Raw genomic sequence first — 16,585 nt, forward strand, 5'->3', positions numbered from 1 at the left:
CAGCTTGCATCCATGTTGAAGGTGCCGACGGCATCGCGAGCAAGCTCGCTCCCACAAGGTCCAGCACCGACCAAGTAACCGACCAAAAAAAAATGCCCGCATCTTTCGATGCGGGCATTTTTTTCTTCTCAGGAACAGCTTCTCGCTAATACTCACTGATCATCGAAATACCGCTCGTGCCAGTCCACCAACGGTTGTGGCGAGTTGAGTTTCTGGCCGTAGATCACCGAGTAGGACAGCACGTTCTGTACGTATTGGCGGGTTTCGTCGAAAGGGATGCTTTCGACCCAGACGTCGAAGCTCAGGTGGTCAGCGCCACGCAGCCATTGACGCACGCGGCCAGGGCCGGCGTTGTACGCGGCGGAGGCGAGGACCCGGTTGCCGTTGAACTGGCTGTGCACCTGGCTCAGGTAAGCCGCGCCGAGCTGGATGTTCTTGTCCGGGTTGAACACCTGCTGAGGCGATGCCAGGGGAATGTTGAACTTGCGGGCGGTTTCCTTGGCGGTGCCTGGCATCAACTGCATCAGGCCGCTGGCACCGACGCTGGAGCGGGCATCGTCCATGAATGCGCTTTCCTGGCGGGTGATGGCGAACGCCCAGCTTGGATGCAGGCCGCGGATTTTGGCTTCGCGTACCAGGGTGTCGCGGTGGGCCATCGGGAAGCGGATATCCAGGTCGTCCCAGTATTTGGCCTGGCTGATGGTGCGGATGGCCGGGAAGTACCATTTCAGGTCATAGGCCAGTTTTGCCTGGGCAACCATTTCGTCCCGGTTGAAATGGCGGCTGACGTGATACCACTCGCGGCGGCCATCGACGATCTGTCCACGCGCATGAAACTCCAGCGCGCGGCGCACGCCCGGGGTGTTGCGCACTTTGTTGATCAGCGCCTGGCTCATCACCAGCGGCTTGTTGTTGAGCGAATAGGGTGACTGGGAGCGGTCGGCCGCCAGGAAGCCATAGAAGTCACGCTCCCGGGCCAGTTGCTTGTAGAGCGTCACTGCTTGAGGATTCTGTGGCTGAGCCAGCTCCAGGCTGCGGGCCTGCCAGTAACGCCAGCGGTTGGTGGTGGCGAGCGACTCGGGCAGGCGGCGGGTCAACTGATAGGCATCTTCCCAGCGGGCCAGGCGCAACAGCAGGCGCAAACGCCATTCCGAGACAGTGTCATCGCGCAGCTCCGGGTCGTATTTGGTCATCACGTCGAGGGCGCGGCTGTCGAAGCGTTTGGCCAGGGTCAGACCGATTTCCCGGGCGATTGCCACTTTCTCGTCTCGAGAGAAATGCATGGTGCTGGCATACCCGTCCAGCAACGCCATGGCTTTTTCCGGGTCCTGGCGGGCCAGGCGTCGCAAGCCGAGGCTCACGACATCGGACATCGGTTCATCGGCGGGCGCGAAGCGCGAAGGCTGGTTGAGCAGTTCGGGCTTCTGCGCCACGTCGATCAACAGGCTGCCGCGAGGCGCCAGGGTGGTCAGGCCGCTCACCAGGCTGTTGGCCAGCGGATAGTTACGCGCCTGGGCGGCCAGTTTGGCGCGCTCCCAGCGTTTCTGTTCAGTCAGTTGGCCTTGGGCCGCCCACATGCCGAACAGCGCATCGCAGGCCGCCGGCTGGGATTTGCCGGTAAGCCAGAGTTTCTCGGCGTTGGCGTAGCCTTCGGCCTTGAGGCCATGGCTCAGTTGATATTGAGCGTTGAGGCAATCGAGTTCGGTGAAGTTGAGCTTGGGGTCGTAATACTTGACGAAGGTTGCCCAGTCGCCACGCTCCGCCAGCCAGCGCAACCAGCGCAGCTTCATCCAGTTGGCCTGGGGCAGGTCGCCATGTTCGGCGAGGAATTTCTCGATCTCGGCATTGCTCGCGCTTTTCAGGCGAGCGGTCAACTCATCGTAGGCGAGGTAGGGCTCCAGCGGATAATCGCGCAGGGCCTGGCTGTAGCGCAAATAGGGGCCGGAATCACCTTTGGCCAGGGCGCGCTTGGCCTCATCGTAATACTGGCGCTGGGTGGAAATATCCACCGCCTGGGCGGTCTGAACGGCAGTGGCACACACAAACAAACAAGATAAGACACTGAAAAGGCGACTGCGCATGATACGTCCGGGCAGAAAAAACAAGACAAGCCCGGGGGGAGCCCGGGGTAACTGCCTGTAGCTTAGCCTTTTGCCAGCAACCGGCGAAAGCTTTGCAGGGCCGTTCGCGCAAGTTCGCAACAATTGTTGTGCAGAGTGCTTCGGAGGCGAAATTGGCGGACCTTTGAGGCCTCTTCTCAGGTAGAATGCGCGCCCGGTTTTTGGAGAAGCTCATGACCCTGCTCAAATTCAGCGATGTGTCCCTTGCTTTCGGCGCGATGCCGTTGTTGGACAAGGTGTCCTGGCAGATCGCCCGTGGAGAGCGGGTGTGCATCATCGGCCGCAACGGCACTGGCAAGTCCAGCATGATGAAGCTGGTCAAGGGCGACCAGAAGCCCGACGACGGCTCGGTCTGGCGCGCGCCAGGCCTGAAGATCGGCGAATTGCCCCAGGAACTGCCGGTAGCCGACGAGCGGACGGTATTCGACGTGGTCGCCGAAGGCCTGGACGGTGTCGGCGCGCTGTTGGCCGAATATCATCACCTGAGCCAGAACATCGTCACCGATGCCGACCTGGACAAGCTGATGCATGTCCAGCACGACCTCGAAGCCCGTGACGGCTGGCGCCTGCAGCAGTTGGTCGACAGCACGCTGAGCCGCTTGCAACTGCCGGCCGACAAGACCCTGGCCGAGCTGTCCGGTGGCTGGCGTCGCCGCGTCCTGCTGGCCCAGGCCCTGGTATCCGAACCCGACCTGCTGCTGCTCGACGAGCCGACCAACCACCTCGACATCGGCGCCATCGCCTGGCTTGAAGAGGCCCTCAAGGATTTCCAGGGCGCGGTGCTGTTCATCACTCACGACCGTTCCTTCCTGCAGAACCTGGCGACCCGCATCCTCGAACTGGATCGCGGCGGCCTGATCGACTGGAACGGCGACTACGCCAGTTTCCTGGTTCACAAGGAAGCAGTGCTGGCGGCGGAAGAAACCGCCAATGCGCTGTTCGACAAGCGCCTGGCCCAGGAAGAAGTCTGGATCCGCCAGGGCATCAAGGCCCGACGTACCCGTAACGAAGGGCGCGTACGCGCCCTCAAGGCCTTGCGCGTTGAGCGTAGCGAGCGACGCGAGCGCACCGGCAAGGCGAATATCCAGCTGGAAACCGCCGACAAGTCGGGCAAGCAGGTCATGGTGCTGGAGAACGTCAGCTTCGCCCACCCGGGTGGCCCGTTCCTGGTCAAGGACTTCTCCATGGTTCTGCAGCGCGGCGATCGGATCGGCCTGCTGGGCGCCAACGGTACCGGCAAGACGACCTTGCTCAAGCTGATGCTTGGCGGTCTGGTGCCGACCAGCGGCAAGGTGGAAGAGGGGACAAAAATCGATGTCGCCTATTTCGACCAGTTGCGCCACCAGTTGGATCTGGAAAAAACCGTGATCGACAACGTGGCCGAAGGTCGCGACTTCATCGATATCGACGGCCAGAGCCGCCACGTGTTGAGTTACCTCGGCGATTTCCTGTTCAGCCCGCAGCGCGCCCGTACCCCGGTGAAGGCGTTGTCGGGTGGCGAGCGCGCTCGTCTGTTGCTGGCCAAGCTGTTCAGCAAGCCGGCGAACCTGCTGGTGCTCGACGAGCCGACCAACGACCTGGACGTGGAAACCCTCGAACTGCTGGAAGAGGTGTTGCTGACCTTTAACGGCACCGTGCTGATGGTCAGCCACGACCGGGCCTTCCTCGACAACGTTGTCACCAGCACCCTGGTTTTCGAAGGCGAAGGGCTGGTTCGCGAGTACGTCGGAGGTTACCAGGACTGGCTGCGCCAGGGAGGCTCGCCACGTCTCCTGGGGGTGACCGAGAGCAAATCCGGCAAGGCCGACCTGAATTCGGCGGTCGTCAAGGCTGAGCCGGCTCCGGTTGCCGCCACTGCCGCGCCTGCCCCTGCGAAAAAGAAGCTCAGCTACAAACTGCAGCGTGAGCTGGAGGCATTGCCTGGCGATATCGAGGCGAAGGAGCAGCAGATTGCAGCGGTGGAGGCCGAGATGGCTGACGCCGGTTTCTACCAGCGACCCGCGGCCGAAACCGCCAAGGTGATTGCCCGCCTGGAGCAGTTGCAGGCCGAGCTGGATGCGCTGGTCGAGCGCTGGGCTGAGCTGGACGCCTGATCCGTTGACGTAAAAAATCCCGGCACTCAGCGATGAGTACCGGGATTTTTGTTCGAAACGCTTGCCCTTGTGGGAGCGAGCAGGCTCGCTCCCTCCGGTTTGCCGTTTACGAGCGCTTGACCAGGTGCACCGCCAGCACGTCGCATGGCGCGCCATGCAATACGTCGTTGGCAGTGGAGCCCAGCAGCAGCGCGAGGCCGTGGCGGCCATGGCTGCCGACAACGATCAGGTCGCAGCCCTGCTCCTTGGCCAGGTGATGAATCTCCTGGCGCGGTTGGCCGTAGGTCAGGTGACTGTTTTCCTTTTTTAATGCCGGGTATTTCACGATCAGTCGATCAAGGCGTTCCTTGGCCTGGTCAAATTGTTGCTGTTGCAACTGGGAAAGGTCCATTGGGACGTCGCCGCCGAAGGCCATGGCCATCGGCTCGACGATATGCACCAGCGACAGTTTGTTGTCCCGGCCTTCGCAGAGAGCGAGGGCTCGCTTGACGACAGGATCGCATTCTTCAGTAAGGTCGACGGCGACCAGGACGTGTTCGTAGTACATGAAAAGCACTCCAGAGAATGGCGATACGGTAAGTATGGCTGGTTTCAAGCGCATTGACGGCGATGCGGGTCAACGGGCTCATCAGAATTCGGGAGTACAGATATGACGGTCTGGATAGTGGTGTCAATCCTGTTGGTGGTATTGAGCCCCTTGGCATGGTTGCGGCCATCGCGTGTTCAGAGCGGTCGCATGGCCCTGCGCATGGAGGCGCGACGCCTCGGCCTGGCCATGCAACTGGCTTCCCAGGAGTGGCCCCATTGGCTCAGTCAGCCGCCGCCCAACCCTTGCGCTCAGTACCACCGGCCCCGACGTGGCAAGCAGCCGGCCCTCTGGAGCTACTGGCAGAGCGCCCCTGGCGTGTGGGTCAATCAGTGGCGCGAGCCCTGTCTGGACGAGTCGCTGCTGGCGCATTTCCACAAGCTGCCCGCCAACGTGTACAAAATCGAAGCCGACAAGCAGATGATTACCTTGTACTGGGGCGAAAAGGGCGAGGCGAGTGTTTTGCAGGATATATCCGCAGTGCTCAACGCATTGGCTTGAGGCGTAAAAAAGCCCGACAGATTCATCGGGCGGGTTGGCCAGGCAGGCCGGTAAACCATCTCCTCGGGACGTTCATTCGAACGTCCTTTCTTCATTCGGCTCAAACGTCTTGTCACCAGCTTAGCCGGTTGAATAAGGCGCGCTCGGAATTAGGGCGACTTTTCTAATTATTGATTCTATGAATGGCTGCCCATGCGGCGTCGTGTTGCGGATCCGCAGGGTACGGAAATGACCGTAAAGTCGCGTTCAAGCGCTTGTTTAGGGCGATTGACAATTGACGGAAATTCCGTGAAGGTGACGTACCCAAATCAAACGGGCGTATGAATTGAGCGTTTGTATTTTCAGAACGTTCCTACAGAACCCGACGATCGCGTTGGCGGGTGTGCCTGGCGGATTGGCGTAGCATCGACGGTAATGTCCATGCCGAACCAGCGGTCAGCGTTCAACGTGTACTGTTCAGCTTCCATATCGTGGAGATCAGTTGATGATTTACGAAGGTAAAGCCATCACGGTTAAGGCTCTTGAAAGTGGCATTGTCGAACTGAAGTTCGATCTCAAGGGTGAGTCCGTCAACAAGTTCAACCGTCTAACCCTGAACGAATTGCGTCAGGCCGTGGACACTATCAAGGCAGATGCTTCGATCAAGGGTGTGATCGTCAGCAGCGGCAAGGACGTGTTCATCGTCGGCGCCGACATCACCGAATTCGTCGACAACTTCAAGCTGCCCGACGCCGAACTGATCGCAGGCAACCTCGAAGCGAACCGTATCTTCAGCGATTTCGAAGACCTTGGTGTGCCAACGGTTGCGGCCATCAACGGCATCGCCCTGGGTGGCGGCCTGGAAATGTGCCTGGCGGCCGATTACCGTGTCATGTCCACCTCCGCCAAGATCGGCCTGCCGGAAGTCAAGCTGGGCATCTACCCGGGCTTCGGCGGTACCGTGCGCCTGCCGCGCCTGATCGGTGCCGACAATGCCATCGAGTGGATTGCCGCTGGCAAGGAAAACCGTGCCGAAGACGCGCTGAAAGTCGGCGCCGTGGATGCCGTGGTCGAACCTGGCAAGCTCCAGGAAGCGGCCCTTGAGACGATCAAGCGCGCCATCAGCGGCGAGTTCGACTACAAGGCCAAGCGCCAGCCGAAGCTGGAAAAGCTCAAGCTCAACGCCATTGAACAAATGATGGCCTTCGAAACCGCCAAGGGCTTCGTCGCCGGTCAGGCTGGCCCGAACTACCCGGCGCCGGTCGAAGCCATCAAGACCATCCAGAAAGCCGCGAATTTCGGTCGCGACAAGGCCCTGGAAATCGAGGCCGCCGGTTTCGTCAAGCTGGCCAAGACCTCGGCTGCGCAAAGCCTGATCGGCCTGTTCCTCAACGATCAGGAGCTGAAGAAAAAGGCCAAGGCCTACGACGAAATCGCTCGCGACGTGAAGCAGGCGGCTGTGTTGGGTGCTGGCATCATGGGCGGTGGTATCGCCTACCAGTCGGCGTCCAAGGGCACGCCGATCCTGATGAAAGACATCAACGAACATGGCATCGAACAAGGCCTGGCCGAAGCTGCCAAGCTGCTGGTCGGCCGTGTCGACAAAGGTCGCATGACCGCCGCGAAGATGGCCGAAGTGCTCAACGGCATTCGCCCGACGCTGTCCTATGGCGATTTCGGCCATGTCGACCTGGTGGTCGAAGCCGTTGTCGAGAATCCGAAGGTCAAGCAGGCGGTACTGGCTGAAGTCGAAGACAAGGTAAAGGAAGACACGATCCTTGCCTCCAACACCTCGACCATTTCCATCTCGCTGCTGGCCAAGGCCCTCAAGCGTCCGGAAAACTTCGTCGGCATGCACTTCTTCAACCCGGTGCACATGATGCCGCTGGTGGAAGTCATCCGTGGCGAGAAGTCCAGTGAGCAGGCGATCGCCACCACCGTGGCCTACGCGAAAAAAATGGGCAAGAACCCGATCGTGGTCAACGACTGCCCGGGCTTTCTGGTCAACCGCGTGCTGTTCCCGTATTTCGGCGGTTTCGCCAAGCTGGTCAGCGCCGGCGTGGACTTCGTGCGCATCGACAAGATCATGGAAAAATTCGGCTGGCCGATGGGCCCGGCTTACCTGATGGACGTGGTTGGCATCGACACCGGCCACCACGGTCGCGATGTCATGGCCGAAGGCTTCCCGGATCGTATGAAGGACGATCGCCGTTCGGCTGTCGACGTGCTCTATGAAGCCAAGCGCCTTGGCCAGAAGAACGGCAAGGGCTTCTACGCCTACGAGACCGACAAGCGCGGCAAGCAGAAGAAAGTCGCCGATTCGTCGGTGCTCGAAGTGCTCAAGCCGATCGTCTACGAGCAGCGCGAAGTCACCGACGAGGACATCATCAACTGGATGATGATCCCGCTGTGCCTGGAAACCGTGCGTTGCCTGGAAGACGGCATTGTCGAAACCGCCGCCGAAGCCGACATGGGTCTGGTCTACGGTATCGGTTTCCCTCCATTCCGTGGCGGTGCGCTGCGCTACATCGATTCGATCGGTGTCGCCGAGTTCGTTGCCCTGGCTGACCAGTACGCTGATCTGGGCGCGCTGTACCACCCGACCGCGAAGCTGCGTGAAATGGCCAAGAACGGCCAGCGTTTCTTCGGTTAAGCGCCCAACGACTAGAGCGAGAGAACATTTATGAGCTTGAATCCTAGAGACGTCGTGATTGTCGACTTCGGTCGTACGCCGATGGGCCGCTCCAAGGGCGGCATGCACCGCAACACCCGTGCCGAGGACATGTCGGCGCACCTGATCAGCAAGCTGCTGGAGCGCAACGCGAAGGTCGACCCCAACGAGGTCGAGGACGTGATCTGGGGCTGTGTGAACCAGACCCTGGAGCAGGGCTGGAACATCGCCCGCATGGCTTCGCTGATGACCCAGATCCCTCACACCGCGGCCGGCCAGACCGTCAGCCGCCTGTGCGGTTCGTCCATGAGCGCGCTGCACACCGCCGCCCAGGCGATCATGACCGGCAACGGTGATGTATTCGTCGTCGGCGGTGTCGAGCACATGGGCCACGTGAGCATGATGCACGGCGTCGATCCGAATCCGCACATGTCGCTGTACGCGGCAAAAGCTTCGGGCATGATGGGCCTGACCGCGGAAATGCTCGGCAAGATGCACGGCATCACCCGCGAACAGCAGGACGCCTTTGGCGTGCGCTCCCACCAACTCGCCCACAAGGCGACGGTGGACGGCAAGTTCAAGGATGAAATCATCCCGATGCAGGGTTACGACGAGAACGGCTTCCTGAAGCTGTTCGACTATGACGAGACCATTCGTCCGGAAACCACCCTGGAAAGCCTGGCGACGTTGAAGCCGGCCTTCAATCCAAAGGGCGGCACCGTGACAGCCGGTACCTCATCGCAGATCACTGATGGTGCTTCGTGCATGATCGTGATGTCGGCCCAGCGTGCCCAGGACCTGGGCATCCAGCCGATGGCGGTGATTCGTTCGATGGCCGTCGCCGGTGTGGATCCCGCAATCATGGGCTATGGTCCAGTACCGGCCACGCAGAAAGCCTTGAAGCGCGCGGGCCTGAGCATCTCCGACATCGACTTCTTCGAGCTCAACGAAGCTTTCGCCGCACAGGCCCTGCCAGTGCTGAAAGATCTGAAAATACTCGACAAGATGAACGAGAAGGTTAACCTGCACGGCGGCGCCATCGCCCTGGGTCATCCGTTTGGCTGCTCCGGTGCGCGTATCTCCGGCACGCTGCTCAACGTCATGAAGCAGAACGGCGGCACTTTTGGGGTGTCCACCATGTGCATTGGCCTCGGCCAAGGCATCGCCACCGTCTTCGAGCGCATCTAAGCGTCACGTCGATGGAAGCCGGGGCCAAGTGCCCCGGTTTTTGTTTTTCTGGGTTTTCAACAAGAAAAATTTTGTTTTTATTTTGGAAAGATTCAGCGAGGGCCAAAGCATGCCGATACAACCTGGGCTCTACCAACATTACAAAGGCCCGCAGTACCGCGTATTCAGTATTGCGCGGCATTCCGAGACCGAGGAAGAAGTGGTCTTCTATCAAGCCCTGTATGGCGATTACGGTTTCTGGGTGCGTCCGTTGAGCATGTTCCAGGAGTCCGTCGAGGTTGACGGCGAACAGGTGCCACGCTTTGCTTTGGTGCAGGCCGAGGAGAGCATTTTTTCCAGGCCTTGAGGCCAACATGAGGGCGAGCCTGCCCTTGACCTCACCTTGCAGCCACTATATATAGCGGTGCCGCGTCAGGCGCCAACCGCCTTTCACTTTTTAGAATTCAGGAATTTTCTGATCCATGGGCAAATCGCTGGTCATTGTGGAATCCCCGGCTAAGGCCAAGACCATCAACAAGTATCTGGGTAACCAATACGTGGTGAAGTCGAGTATCGGCCATATCCGAGACCTGCCCACCAGCGGTTCGGCTAGCGCCAGCAAAGAGCCTGCTGCCAAGCGCGGCAAGGCTGCCGCCGGCGAAGCGCCAGCGTTGTCGCCGAAGGAAAAGGCGCGCAAGCAGTTGGTCTCGCGCATGGGGGTTGATCCGGAACACGGCTGGAAAGCCAAGTACGAGATCCTCCCGGGCAAGGAAAAGGTCATCGAAGAGCTGCGCCGGCTCGCCAAGGATGCCGACACCATCTATCTCGCGACGGACTTGGACCGCGAAGGGGAAGCCATTGCCTGGCACCTGCGCGAAGCCATCGGTGGTGATGACAGCCGCTACAAGCGTGTGGTGTTCAACGAAATCACCAAGAAGGCCATCCAGGAAGCCTTCTCCCAGCCGGGCGAGCTGGATATCGATCGGGTCAACGCCCAACAGGCGCGACGTTTCCTTGACCGCGTGGTGGGCTACATGGTCTCGCCATTGCTGTGGGCCAAGATCGCTCGCGGCCTGTCCGCCGGACGTGTGCAATCGGTCGCGGTGAAACTGGTAGTGGAGCGCGAGCGGGAAATCCGCGCGTTCATCCCTGAAGAATATTGGGAAGTCCACGCTGATCTGGGTACCGCCAAGGGCGCCACCGTGCGCTTCGAAGTGGCCCGCGAGAAAGGCGAGGCCTTCAAGCCGCTCAATGAAGCGCAGGCCATGGCCGCGCTGGAAAAGCTCAAGGCTTCCAGCTACAGCATCGTCAAGCGTGAAGACAAGCCCACCAGCAGCAAGCCTTCGGCGCCGTTCATCACGTCCACGCTGCAGCAGGCCGCGAGTAACCGCCTGGGCTTCGGCGTGAAAAAAACCATGATGATGGCCCAGCGTCTGTACGAAGCGGGCTACATCACCTACATGCGTACCGACTCGACCAACCTCTCGGTCGATGCCGTGGCGATGGCGCGCACTTATATAGAAAGCGAGTTCGGCAAGAAATACCTGCCGGAAACGCCAAACGTCTACAGCAGCAAGGAAGGCGCCCAGGAAGCTCACGAAGCGATTCGTCCATCCGACGCCAACACCACGCCAAGCAAGCTGTCTGGCATGGAGCGCGACGCCGAGCGTCTCTACGAGCTGATCTGGCGCCAGTTCCTGGCTTGCCAGATGCTGCCGGCCCAATACCTGTCGACCACCGTCAGCGTCGGTGCTGGCGACTTCGAGCTGCGTGCCAAGGGCCGTATCCTGAAGTTCGACGGCTACACCCGTGTCATGCCGCAGATCGCCAAGCCAGGGGATGACGACGTCCTGCCCGACATGGCCCAGGGCGACGTGATGAAGCTGCTCAAGCTGGATCCGACCCAGCACTTCACCAAGCCGCCGGCCCGGTATTCGGAAGCCAGCCTGGTCAAGGAAATGGAAAAGCGTGGCATCGGTCGCCCTTCGACTTATGCGGCTATCATTTCGACGATCCAGGATCGCGGCTACGTGGCGCTGCATAACCGACGTTTCTATTCGGAGAAGATGGGCGACATCGTGACCGAGCGCCTGTCCGAGAGCTTCTCGAACCTGATGGACTACGGCTTCACCGCCGGCATGGAAGAGAACCTCGATGACGTGGCCCAGGGTGAGCGGGACTGGAAAAACGTGCTCGACGAGTTCTACGGCGACTTCAAGAAGAAGCTCGAAGTAGCCGAAAGCCCTGACAGTGGCATGCGCGCCAACCAGCCGGTAATGACCGATATTCCGTGCCTGACTTGCGGGCGGCCGATGCAGATCCGCACGGCTTCGACCGGTGTATTCCTGGGTTGCTCGGGCTACAGCCTGCCGCCAAAGGAACGCTGCAAGGCAACGGTCAACCTGGTGCCAGGTGATGAAATCGCCGCGGACGACGAAGGTGAATCGGAATCCCTGGTGCTGCGCGGCAAGCATCGTTGCCCGATCTGCAGCACGGCAATGGACGCTTATCTGCTGGATGAAAAGCGCAAGCTGCACATCTGCGGTAACAACCCGGATTGCGCCGGTTACGAGATCGAAGAGGGCAGCTACCGTATCAAGGGCTATGAAGGTCCGAGTCTGGAATGCGACAAGTGCGGCAGCGAGATGCAGCTGAAGACCGGGCGTTTCGGCAAGTTCTTCGGTTGTACGAACCCGACCTGCAAGAACACCCGCAAGCTACTCAAGAGCGGCGATGCGGCACCGCCAAAAATGGACCCGGTGAAGATGCCCGAGCTCAAGTGCGAGAAGGTCAATGACACCTACATCTTGCGCGACGGTGCTTCTGGCCTGTTCCTGGCGGCGAGCCAGTTCCCGAAAAATCGTGAAACTCGTGCGCCGTTGGTCATGGAGATCGTTCCGCACAAGGACGAAATCGATCCGAAGTATCACTTCCTTTGCGACGCACCGCAGAAAGATCCGGACGGCCGCCCGGCGGTGATTCGCTATAGCCGCAAGACCAAAGAGCAATACGTGCAGACCGAGGTTGACGGCAAGCCTACCGGTTGGAAGGCGTTTTACGACGGCGGTAAGTGGACCGTCGAAGACAAGCGCTGATCGGGATGGCGTAAGGGCCTTGATGGCGAAGGAGCTTGCTCTCATTCGCCGACGTGGTCGTCCTCCTGCACTTCAGGCAAAAAAAGGCCGCATGACAACCTATGGGTTTTCATGCGGCCTTGCTGTTTTTGGCTTGCAGTGGCCTCGGTTGATCCACGACACTGTCGCACCTGCGTGACGCTTTTATTTCGTTGGGGAGATGCCGCCATGGCCCACGAACTCTATACCCGCACCAATCAGAAAATTTACTTCGCCGGCCTTTCGCTTGAAGCGCTTGCGCGGGCGGAGGATGGGCGTGCAATGAATTCCCCTGCGCTGGTCCAGGCGGGGCGCGAATCAGCGTTGTTTCATCTGTACGGTGCGTTGTTGGGCCTGTGCCACGAAATCGCCGGTTTTTATCGCTTGCCCCAGGCGAATGCGTCACGGGCCGAGCTGGTGTTGACTCGTGAGGTGCTGGAAACCATCGCAATTCCGGAGCTGGCCGAAATGGTCGAGCTGGCGCAGAACCCGGAAACCTGGCTGGCCAGATTGCTGGCGGCCCACCAGGCGCTGTTCCAGCCACCACGGGCTCCGCGCAAGCCCAAGGGCGACGTGACCCAGCCGCTGATCGTGGCGGTCAATCTTGACGAAGAAGAGCCAGAGCAAGAGCTGAATCGGGAAGAGTTGGAGAGCTGGCGGCAGAATCTCAAGAACCTGGCCATTCGCTTTCGCGAAGGGTTGAACGAGTGCTGAGTTCAGTTCGTCCCGTAACGTTCGCTAACGACGCTTGGTCAAGATCCCGAGCGAAGCCTGGCCGATGACTATATAATTCCCGCCTTTCGTGGAGAACAGACTTTTATGCCTACGTCCTTTCTAGAAATTGTCGAGCTTCCTGATGGCCGCATCGAGCTGCGCCGGGCCGAAGACGAGGGGTCTCTGGTTACCCTGAACTTCTCTGAGGACGCCAAGGTATTCCTGCAAGGTCAACACGTTGAGGTCGCCAAGGCGATGCTGAGCGTGGGTGTCCAGATGGCCGGCCGCCTGGTTGAAGGCGAATTCAACAAGGAAGAGGGGCCACGGGTTCTTCATTGATCCCGTTCGGCGACTTTTGAGATCTGGTAGCTGTTCTGGCTTCTCTGCCCTGGAGAAGCCCTGCGTTTGTCTTAACCCAATCGAATATTCAGGCTTTGTGCGTCCCCGGTGCGTGCGGCGCTGATCAACTGTTGGCGAGCTGTCGCGGTCAGGGGGTTGAGCCAGCTGACCACCGTATGACTGCGGCCCAGGCGCAACGCTTCGCACGTCAATTGTTGAGCGCTCTGTGTGCCGCGCGGTTGCAATAACAGGATCCGCTCGCGATTGAGACCGGCATCCCGCAACCAGGCCTGGGTAACGCTGGCGGGTGGCGCGATCAGCGTCAGCCACCGAGCGTCCTGGTCCTGGCTCAACTCCCGCAGAATAGGTGCCAGCAGGTTCAGGCAATTCCCGGCCGCACCACGCAACGACAATTCGCTGAAGGCCTCGGGCTCGATGCCCCAAGGCGATTCGATGACCTCTTTCAGGACTGGAACCAGCGGTTGGGCCATGAATGCCTCGAACAGCGGAAGTTGCGTGTGCTGTGGTGTGTGAGGGAATTGCATAAAGCCTCCTTTAGCGGCGAATGACGCCGACACTCAAGCCTTCGATGACCAGGTCCTGATCTTTCAGGTCCACTTCGATGGGGGCGAACTCGGGATTTTCGGCTATCAGCCAGACCTTGCTGCCATCGCGTTTGAACCGCTTGACGGTGACTTCGTCGCCGATGCGCGCCACCACGATCTGCCCGTTGCGAGCCTCGCGGGTGGTGTGGACAGCCAGCAGATCGCCGTCGAAAATGCCGATATCCTTCATGCTCATACCGTGCACGCGAAGAAGGTAATCAGCCCGCGGGTGGAAGAACGAAGGGTTGATGTTGCAGGATTCCTCAACGTGCTGCTGGGCGAGGATCGGGGCACCAGCGGCTACACGACCGATGATCGGCAGGGTGGTTTCGTCAGCCTTGGCTTCGAAGCCGGGGATGCGAATGCCTCGCGAGGCACCGGGCGTCATCTCAATCGCGCCCTTGCGGGCCAATGCCTTGAGGTGTTCTTCCGCCGCGTTGGGCGACTTGAAGCCCAATTCCTGAGCGATTTCCGCGCGGGTTGGCGGGTAGCCATTGTCTTCGAGGCAACGTTTGATGAAGGCCAGAATCTCTGCTTGGCGTGGCGTCAGCTTTAGCATATCGATCGCTCTGTCTTTTTATACAGTGACTGGAATTATATACAGTGCGAGCCGCTTGGCAATGCCCCTTTTTTCCTGCGCCGCTCGATGGTCGTTTCGGCCGCTATGAAGGGCAGGGCTACAGCCCGGATGAAGGTGTGGTTAAATAGCTGACCGAGCGTTCGCAAAACGTCCCGGCAGGCTTGACAAGCCCAGGGCTGAAACGTATGTTTCAAACAAGTGTTTGTCAGGCGGAGTAGCCATGGCCCAGTCGGAAACCGTTGAACGCATTCTCGATGCTGCCGAGCAGTTGTTCGCGGAAAAAGGTTTTGCCGAAACCTCTTTGCGTCTGATCACCAGCAAGGCCGGGGTAAACCTGGCTGCGGTGAACTATCACTTCGGTTCCAAGAAGGCGCTGATCCAGGCGGTGTTCTCACGTTTCCTGGGGCCGTTCTGTATCAGCCTCGACCGTGAACTGGAACGTCGCCAGGCCAAGCCTGACGTCAAGCCCACCCTGGAAGAGCTGCTCGAGATTCTGGTCGAGCAGGCCCTTGTGGTCCAGCCCCGCAGCGGCAATGATCTTTCCATTTTCATGCGCCTTTTGGGCCTGGCATTCAGTCAAAGCCAGGGTCACCTGCGGCGTTATCTGGAAGACATGTACGGCAAGGTGTTCCGTCGCTACATGCTGCTGGTCAATGAAGCCGCGCCACGCATACCACCGATCGAACTGTTCTGGCGCGTGCACTTCATGCTGGGCGCCGCTGCGTTCAGCATGTCTGGGATCAAGGCGCTGCGGGCCATCGCCGAAACCGATTTCGGCGTGAATACATCCATCGAACAGGTCATGCGTCTGATGGTGCCGTTTCTGGCTGCTGGCATGCGTGCCGAAAGCGGCGTCACCGATGAGGCAATGGCGACAGCGCAGTTGCGTCCTCGCAGCAAATCCGCCCCGGCGCTCGCCAAGGCGTAAGGCCACGGGTGGGCGCGGCTGCTTACATCCGCTAAGCTAGCCGCCCATGCCGATTCTGCCTTTGAGTTCGTATCAAATTTCATCGCCGATGCGCGACCTGCCAGGCCTGGAGCCTGGCGGCGTCATCGTGCATGCGTCGCCGTGCGCATCCATCGTTATTAAGGAATTGCTATGACTGCTGGCCTGCAAGGCTCGTTGATGGTAGACGTCGCCGGTACCTGGCTGACGGCCGAGGATCGCCATCTGTTGCGTCAGCCCGAAGTGGGCGGCTTGATCATCTTCGCTCGCAACATCGAGCATCCGCGCCAGGTGCGCGAGCTGAGTGCGGCGATCCGCGCCATTCGTCCCGACCTGTTGCTGGCGGTCGATCAGGAAGGGGGGCGTGTCCAGCGCCTGCGCCAAGGGTTCGTGCGTCTGCCGGCGATGCGGGCCATTGCCGATAACCCGAATGCCGAATACCTGGCCGAACAATGCGGCTGGATCATGGCCACCGAGGTGCTGGCGGTCGGCCTCGATCTGAGTTTCGCCCCGGTGCTGGATCTCGATTATCAGCGCAGTGCCGTGGTTGGCAGCCGCTCATTCGAGGGCGATCCCGAACGCGCCGCATTGTTGGCCGGTGCTTTCATTCGGGGCATGAACGCCGCGGGCATGGCCGCCACGGGCAAGCATTTTCCTGGGCACGGCTGGGCCGAGGCGGATTCCCATGTGGCCATTCCCAATGATGAGCGCAGCCTGGAACAGATCCGCGCCAACGATCTGCTGCCGTTTGCCAGGCTGAGCAAGCAGCTTGCCGCCGTGATGCCGGCTCATGTGATCTATCCGCAGGTCGATGCCAGCCCGGCCGGGTTTTCCCGACGTTGGCTGCAGGACATCCTGCGGGGCGAGTTGCAGTTCGACGGGGTGATTTTCAGTGATGACCTGTCAATGGCCGGTGCCCATGTGGTGGGTGATGCCGCGAGTCGTATCGAGGCCGCATTGACGGCGGGTTGCGACATGGGCCTGGTGTGCAACGATCGCGCGGCCGCAGAGTTGGCATTGAGCGCCGCCCAACGCTTGAAGATCAAGCCGTCGGCGCGGATCGCCCGCATGCGTGGCCAAGCCTTCGCCAGTACCGAGTATCGCCAGGATCCACGCTGGCTGACAGCGATCGGCGCGTTAAAAGCTGCCCAACTGATCGATTAAGGACGTT

General features: G+C 60.1%; 14 protein-coding genes. 10 read left to right on the forward strand and 4 right to left on the reverse strand.

Going from position 1 to position 16,585, the window contains the following annotated elements:
• Positions 1 to 152: 152 nt before the first annotated feature.
• Complete coding sequence (locus J3P89_RS08920; RefSeq protein WP_434697307.1) at positions 153 to 2,081, reverse strand: transglycosylase SLT domain-containing protein; 1,929 nt, start codon at positions 2,079 to 2,081, stop codon at positions 153 to 155.
• A gap of 212 nt (positions 2,082 to 2,293) precedes the next feature.
• Between J3P89_RS08920 and J3P89_RS08925 the strand changes: the two genes are divergently transcribed.
• Positions 2,294 to 4,213 (forward strand): ATP-binding cassette domain-containing protein, encoded by a 1,920-nt coding sequence (locus tag J3P89_RS08925; protein ID WP_434601308.1) that lies wholly within the window; start codon positions 2,294 to 2,296, stop codon positions 4,211 to 4,213.
• Between the two features lie 106 nt (positions 4,214 to 4,319).
• Here J3P89_RS08925 and J3P89_RS08930 read toward each other — a convergent pair whose 3' ends face one another.
• Complete coding sequence (locus J3P89_RS08930) at positions 4,320 to 4,760, reverse strand: universal stress protein (protein WP_305499988.1); 441 nt, start codon at positions 4,758 to 4,760, stop codon at positions 4,320 to 4,322.
• A 102-nt stretch (positions 4,761 to 4,862) separates the two neighbouring features.
• Here J3P89_RS08930 and J3P89_RS08935 point away from each other — a divergent pair, with 102 nt between their 5' ends.
• The 7 genes from J3P89_RS08935 to J3P89_RS08965 all read left to right on the forward strand — a co-directional run bounded on the left by J3P89_RS08935 (position 4,863) and on the right by J3P89_RS08965 (position 13,283).
• Positions 4,863 to 5,300 carry a hypothetical protein gene (locus J3P89_RS08935; RefSeq protein WP_305499990.1) on the forward strand — a complete coding sequence of 146 codons (438 nt, stop codon included), beginning with the start codon at positions 4,863 to 4,865 and terminating at the stop codon, positions 5,298 to 5,300.
• A gap of 484 nt (positions 5,301 to 5,784) precedes the next feature.
• The gene (fadB, locus tag J3P89_RS08940) at positions 5,785 to 7,932 is read left to right on the forward strand and encodes a fatty acid oxidation complex subunit alpha FadB (RefSeq protein WP_434573018.1); all 2,148 of its coding nucleotides are present in this window, start codon (positions 5,785 to 5,787) and stop codon (positions 7,930 to 7,932) included.
• Positions 7,933 to 7,962: 30 nt separating this feature from the next.
• Positions 7,963 to 9,138 (forward strand): acetyl-CoA C-acyltransferase FadA, encoded by a 1,176-nt coding sequence (gene fadA / locus J3P89_RS08945; RefSeq protein WP_434697308.1) that lies wholly within the window; start codon positions 7,963 to 7,965, stop codon positions 9,136 to 9,138.
• Positions 9,139 to 9,247: 109 nt separating this feature from the next.
• Complete coding sequence (locus J3P89_RS08950) at positions 9,248 to 9,484, forward strand: DUF1653 domain-containing protein (RefSeq protein ID WP_072389007.1); 237 nt, start codon at positions 9,248 to 9,250, stop codon at positions 9,482 to 9,484.
• Positions 9,485 to 9,599: 115 nt separating this feature from the next.
• Positions 9,600 to 12,212 (forward strand): type I DNA topoisomerase, encoded by a 2,613-nt coding sequence (gene topA / locus J3P89_RS08955; protein WP_434697309.1) that lies wholly within the window; start codon positions 9,600 to 9,602, stop codon positions 12,210 to 12,212.
• Positions 12,213 to 12,419: 207 nt separating this feature from the next.
• The gene (locus J3P89_RS08960) at positions 12,420 to 12,944 is read left to right on the forward strand and encodes a DUF6586 family protein (RefSeq protein WP_434629741.1); all 525 of its coding nucleotides are present in this window, start codon (positions 12,420 to 12,422) and stop codon (positions 12,942 to 12,944) included.
• 105 nt (positions 12,945 to 13,049) lie between these two features.
• Positions 13,050 to 13,283 (forward strand): hypothetical protein, encoded by a 234-nt coding sequence (locus J3P89_RS08965; RefSeq protein ID WP_003183419.1) that lies wholly within the window; start codon positions 13,050 to 13,052, stop codon positions 13,281 to 13,283.
• A 71-nt stretch (positions 13,284 to 13,354) separates the two neighbouring features.
• On the opposite strand, the gene sulA is transcribed toward J3P89_RS08965, so the two are convergent.
• Both sulA and lexA read right to left on the reverse strand, forming a co-directional pair.
• Complete coding sequence (sulA, locus tag J3P89_RS08970; RefSeq protein ID WP_053120724.1) at positions 13,355 to 13,828, reverse strand: SOS-induced cell division inhibitor SulA; 474 nt, start codon at positions 13,826 to 13,828, stop codon at positions 13,355 to 13,357.
• A 10-nt stretch (positions 13,829 to 13,838) separates the two neighbouring features.
• Positions 13,839 to 14,447 carry a transcriptional repressor LexA gene (gene lexA, locus J3P89_RS08975; RefSeq protein WP_186609823.1) on the reverse strand — a complete coding sequence of 203 codons (609 nt, stop codon included), beginning with the start codon at positions 14,445 to 14,447 and terminating at the stop codon, positions 13,839 to 13,841.
• 241 nt (positions 14,448 to 14,688) lie between these two features.
• Between lexA and J3P89_RS08980 the strand changes: the two genes are divergently transcribed.
• A complete protein-coding gene (locus tag J3P89_RS08980; RefSeq protein WP_434629744.1) occupies positions 14,689 to 15,396 on the forward strand; it encodes a TetR family transcriptional regulator in 708 nt (235 codons plus the stop codon).
• A gap of 171 nt (positions 15,397 to 15,567) precedes the next feature.
• Positions 15,568 to 16,578, forward strand: a complete 1,011-nt coding sequence (nagZ, locus tag J3P89_RS08985) for a beta-N-acetylhexosaminidase (protein ID WP_434697310.1) — start codon at positions 15,568 to 15,570, stop codon at positions 16,576 to 16,578.
• The last annotated feature ends 7 nt before the right edge of the window (positions 16,579 to 16,585 follow it).

The sequence above is a fragment of the Pseudomonas sp. Z1-14 genome (genome assembly GCF_051132005.1).
In the GTDB taxonomy this organism is placed as follows: domain Bacteria; phylum Pseudomonadota; class Gammaproteobacteria; order Pseudomonadales; family Pseudomonadaceae; genus Aquipseudomonas.

Excerpts from the sequence above, each read along its gene's own strand:
- J3P89_RS08935 (WP_305499990.1), top strand. The coding sequence starts at position 4,863 with ATGACGGTCTGGATAGTGGTGTCAATCCTGTTGGTGGTATTGAGCCCC.
- J3P89_RS08930 (WP_305499988.1), bottom strand. The coding sequence starts at position 4,760 with ATGTACTACGAACACGTCCTGGTCGCCGTCGACCTTACTGAAGAATGC.
- J3P89_RS08920 (WP_434697307.1), bottom strand. The coding sequence starts at position 2,081 with ATGCGCAGTCGCCTTTTCAGTGTCTTATCTTGTTTGTTTGTGTGTGCC.
- fadA (WP_434697308.1), top strand. The coding sequence starts at position 7,963 with ATGAGCTTGAATCCTAGAGACGTCGTGATTGTCGACTTCGGTCGTACG.
- J3P89_RS08950 (WP_072389007.1), top strand. The coding sequence starts at position 9,248 with ATGCCGATACAACCTGGGCTCTACCAACATTACAAAGGCCCGCAGTAC.
- fadB (WP_434573018.1), top strand. The coding sequence starts at position 5,785 with ATGATTTACGAAGGTAAAGCCATCACGGTTAAGGCTCTTGAAAGTGGC.
- nagZ (WP_434697310.1), top strand. The coding sequence starts at position 15,568 with ATGACTGCTGGCCTGCAAGGCTCGTTGATGGTAGACGTCGCCGGTACC.
- sulA (WP_053120724.1), bottom strand. The coding sequence starts at position 13,828 with ATGCAATTCCCTCACACACCACAGCACACGCAACTTCCGCTGTTCGAG.
- J3P89_RS08960 (WP_434629741.1), top strand. The coding sequence starts at position 12,420 with ATGGCCCACGAACTCTATACCCGCACCAATCAGAAAATTTACTTCGCC.
- topA (WP_434697309.1), top strand. The coding sequence starts at position 9,600 with ATGGGCAAATCGCTGGTCATTGTGGAATCCCCGGCTAAGGCCAAGACC.
- lexA (WP_186609823.1), bottom strand. The coding sequence starts at position 14,447 with ATGCTAAAGCTGACGCCACGCCAAGCAGAGATTCTGGCCTTCATCAAA.
- J3P89_RS08965 (WP_003183419.1), top strand. The coding sequence starts at position 13,050 with ATGCCTACGTCCTTTCTAGAAATTGTCGAGCTTCCTGATGGCCGCATC.
- J3P89_RS08980 (WP_434629744.1), top strand. The coding sequence starts at position 14,689 with ATGGCCCAGTCGGAAACCGTTGAACGCATTCTCGATGCTGCCGAGCAG.
- J3P89_RS08925 (WP_434601308.1), top strand. The coding sequence starts at position 2,294 with ATGACCCTGCTCAAATTCAGCGATGTGTCCCTTGCTTTCGGCGCGATG.